We start from the raw sequence: 4,109 nt of genomic DNA, 5'->3' as shown, positions 1-4,109 counted from the left end.
CGCCCACGGGCGCTCGGCCGCACGGAGTAGCCGAGCTCGGCCGTCCCGCCCACGGCGAGGCCGCCGTCGCGGACGAAGACGAGGACCTCGCCGAGCGGCTCGTCGGAGTCGGCGTCGGCGATGCACCAGTTGCTGCCGCGGCCGATCGACATCGACTCACGGCGGCGCAGCAGCCAGTCGTCGAAGGTCTCGGGGGTCGGCACGGCACGTGCCGGCAGGTGGTGCGGCGGGTGGTCGTGCGGCTCGGCGATCGCCGTGTCGTCGTCGCGCAGCGGGCGCAGCCGCAGGCCGTAGGCCTCGACGAGCGGGCGGCACCGACCACGGCTGCGGGGCTCCTCGGGTCGTCGGGGCAGCAGCGAGGCGCACCACGCGTCGGCGGTGCCGTGGCGTACCGGCACCCGCTGGGGGGAGGGTGCCGTGGTGGGTGAACCCGCACGCGTGGGCGACGCGCCACGAGGCGAGATTGCCGCGGGCGGCGTACCAGTAGAGGCTCGGCGCGCCGTGCTCGAAGGCCCACCGGGCGCCCAGCCGCAGCGCGGCCGACATGATGCCCCGCCCACGGGCCGCAGGGTGCAGGGCGAAACCGACCTCCCACGGCAGCTCCGCCCGTTCGCCGGGCCGCAGGTCGAGGACCCCGGCGCAGGGCGGGCTGGCAGCGTCGTCGACCGGCTCGATGGCCCAGTAGCGCCGACCACGGGCTCTCGCCCAGCCCGCGGCGTGCTCCTCGAGGAAGGAGCGCGCGTCCGCGAGCCCGTAGGGCTGCGGGACCGTGGTCCAGCGGGCGCTCTCGGCATCACCGCACATCTCCACGACGAAGGGGAGGTCCGCTGCGGTCATCGCGCGCAGCCGCGCGGTGGAGTCCTCGAGCACCGGCACGATGCCGGGGAAGACGCCGTGCGGAACCTCGTCGGCGGGGTGCTCGTTCACCGGGTCAGAGTGCCCGGTCCGTGATCGGGCCCGCAAACGATTAGCCTGTGGGCAGACTGCTCTGGGGCGGCGACGCTGTGCCGTGCCCGGATCGACCACGTCAGGAGTTCAGGTTCGTGAAGATCGTCGAGCGCATCCTCCGCGCCGGAGAGGGCCGCACCGTCAAGCGGCTCGAAGGCATCGCCGCCCAGGTCAACGCCATCGAGGAGGACTTCGAGAAGCTCACCGACGCCGAGCTGCGGGCCGAGACCGATGTCTTCCGCAAGCGGCTCAAGGACGGCGAGACCCTCGACGACATCCTCCCCGAGGCCTTCGCCGCGGTCCGTGAGGCGAGCCGTCGCACCATCGGCAAGCGGCACTTCGACGTGCAGATCATGGGTGGCGCCGCGCTGCACATGGGCAATGTCGCCGAGATGAAGACCGGTGAGGGCAAGACCCTCGTCGCGACCCTCCCTTCGTACCTCAACGCCATCGAGGGCAAGGGCGTGCACGTCGTCACGGTCAACGACTACCTCGCCGAGTACCAGGCCGAGCTCATGGGCCGCGTGCACCGCGCGCTCGGTCTGGAGACGGGCGTCATCCTCTCGTCGATGAACCCCGAGCAGCGTCGTGCCGAGTACCTCAAGGACATCACCTACGGCACCAACAACGAGTTCGGCTTCGACTACCTGCGCGACAACATGGCGTGGAACACCGAGGAGCTCGTCCAGCGCGGCCACAACTTCGCGATCGTCGACGAGGTCGACTCGATCCTCATCGACGAGGCCCGCACGCCGCTGATCATCTCCGGCCCGGCCGACCAGCCGACGAAGTGGTACGTCGAGTTCGCCAAGATGGTGCGCAAGCTCGAGCGCGGCCACGGCGCCGACCTGATGAAGGGCATCCAGGCCGAGGGCGACTACGAGGTCGACGAGAAGAAGCGCACCGTCGGCATCCTCGAGCCGGGCATCGAGAAGATCGAGGACCTGCTCGGCATCGACAACCTCTACGAGAGCGTCAACACCCCGCTCATCGGCTACCTCAACAACGCGATCAAGGCCAAGGAGCTCTTCACCCGCGACAAGGACTACGTCGTCATGAACGGCGAGGTCCTCATCGTCGACGAGCACACCGGCCGCATGCTGGCCGGCCGTCGCTACAACGAGGGCATGCACCAGGCGATCGAGGCGAAGGAGGGTGTGGAGATCAAGAACGAGAACCAGACCCTCGCGACGATCACCCTGCAGAACTACTTCCGCATGTACGACACCCTCTCGGGGATGACGGGTACGGCCCAGACCGAGGCGGGCGAGCTCAACTCCATCTACGGCCTCGGCGTCGTGCCGATCCGCACCAACCGCCCGATGATCCGCAAGGACCAGGCCGACCTCGTCTACCGCACCGAGAAGGCGAAGTTCAACGCCGTCGTCGACGACATCGCTGAGCGTCACGAGACCGGCCAGCCGGTCCTCGTCGGCACGACGAGCGTCGAGAAGAGCGAGTACCTCTCGCAGGAGCTGAAGAAGCGCAAGATCAAGCACGCGGTGCTCAACGCCAAGCACCACGAGAGCGAGGCCGCGATCGTCGCCGACGCGGGTCGCAAGGGCGCGGTCACCGTCGCGACCAACATGGCCGGTCGAGGCACCGACATCATGCTCGGTGGCAACCCCGAGTTCCGCGCGGTCGCCGAGCTGCGCAAGCGAGGCCTGGACCCCGAGGAGACCCCGGAGGAGTACGAGGCCGCGTGGGAAGACGCGCTCGCCGCCGCCGAGGAGGCGGTCAAGGCCGAGCACGAGGAGGTCACGAGCTCGGTGGTCTCTACGTTCTGGGCACCGAGCGCCACGAGTCGCGCCGCATCGACAACCAGCTGCGTGGTCGCTCCGGCCGTCAGGGTGACCCGGGGGAGTCGCGCTTCTACCTCTCCCTCGAGGACAGCCTGATGCGCCTCTTCAACGCCGGCTTCGTCGACCGTGTCATGCAGACGGCGAAGATCGACGACGAGACGCCCATCGCCGGCAAGATGCTCACGCGGTCGATCGAGGGCGCGCAGAGCCAGCTCGAGGGTCAGAACTACGAGACCCGCAAGAACGTGCTCAAGTACGACGACGTGCTCAACCGTCAGCGCACGGTCGTCTACGACGAGCGTCGCCGGGTGCTCAAGGGCGAGGACCTCGAGGAGCAGATCCGCCACTTCATGACCGATGTCGTCGGCGGCTACGTCGACGCCGAGACGGCGGGCGGCTTCTCCGAGGACTGGGACCTCGAGCGTCTCTTCACCGCGCTCAAGGCGGTCTACCCGACGACGATCACGCCCGAGGCGCTCATCGACGGCGCCGGGTCGCGTGCCGGCCTGACCGCTGCCGGCCTGCGCGAGGAGGTCGTCACCGACATCCACGAGGCCTACGACCGTCGCGTGGCCGAGCTCGGCGAGCCGGTCGCCCGCGAGCTCGAGCGCCGCGTCGTGCTGTCGGTCCTCGACCGCAAGTGGCGCGAGCACCTCTACGAGATGGACTACCTCAAGGAGGGCATCGGTCTGCGCGCGATGGCCCAGCGCGACCCGCTCGTGGAGTACCAGCGCGAGGGCTTCCAGCTCTTCGAGGCGATGAACGACGCCATCAAGGAGGAGTCGGTCGCCTACCTCTTCAACAGCGAGGTCCAGGTGCCTGAGGTACCGCAGTCGGCGACCCAGCCGCGCAGCGCCGCCGAGATGTTCGGCGAGCCGAGCGAGGGCGCCCGCCCGCAGGTGACGGCCAAGGGCCTGGAGGACGGCTCCCGCCAGCGCAACCTGCACTACTCCGCACCGTCGGAGGACGGCGGGGTCGACGAGCACGACGAAGGGAGCCCCACTGGGGGCACCCGCGCCGAGCGTCGCGCCGCGGCCAAGAAGTCGAAGAAGGCGGCCAAGAAGGGTCGCTGACCGTCGCCGCACGCCAGCGGCGACACATGGAGGTGCCCCCGACCGGAGATCCGGTCGGGGGCGACCTCCATGTGTGCTCGGGGGTGGGGGCCGCCGGCGGTGACCTCGCCTCAGCCGATCTGCAGCGCCTCGACGACCCAGCGGTGGTCCCGTCCGACGAGACGCAGGGCGAGGGCGCGCACCCGACGCCGTCGACGAGCACGACCGCGGCCTCGACGACGTCGTCGGCGGGCTCGCACACGTGGACGCGCAGCACCCGGGTGCGGTGGGCGGCACCGCTCGAGGT

At 70.0% G+C, this 4,109-nt stretch carries 2 protein-coding genes and 1 pseudogene; 1 reads left to right on the top strand and 2 read right to left on the bottom strand.

Annotated elements, in window-relative coordinates; genetic code table 11:
* A partial coding sequence (locus AC2W7J_RS16505) for a GNAT family N-acetyltransferase (RefSeq protein WP_485983729.1) occupies positions 1-203 on the bottom strand: 203 nt, incomplete at its 3' end.
* Positions 157-927 (bottom strand): GNAT family N-acetyltransferase, encoded by a 771-nt coding sequence (locus AC2W7J_RS16500; RefSeq protein ID WP_485983727.1) that lies wholly within the window; start codon positions 925-927, stop codon positions 157-159. The genes AC2W7J_RS16500 and AC2W7J_RS16505, both read right to left, overlap by 47 nt.
* 116 nt (positions 928-1,043) lie before the next feature.
* Between AC2W7J_RS16500 and secA the strand changes: the two are divergent.
* Positions 1,044-3,823, top strand: a pseudogene (gene secA / locus AC2W7J_RS16495) (preprotein translocase subunit SecA).
* Positions 3,824-4,109 lie beyond the last annotated feature (286 nt).

Source organism: Janibacter sp. CFPM2_SD2, assembly GCF_057364645.1.
This window is presented reverse-complemented; position numbering and strand designations above follow the sequence as displayed.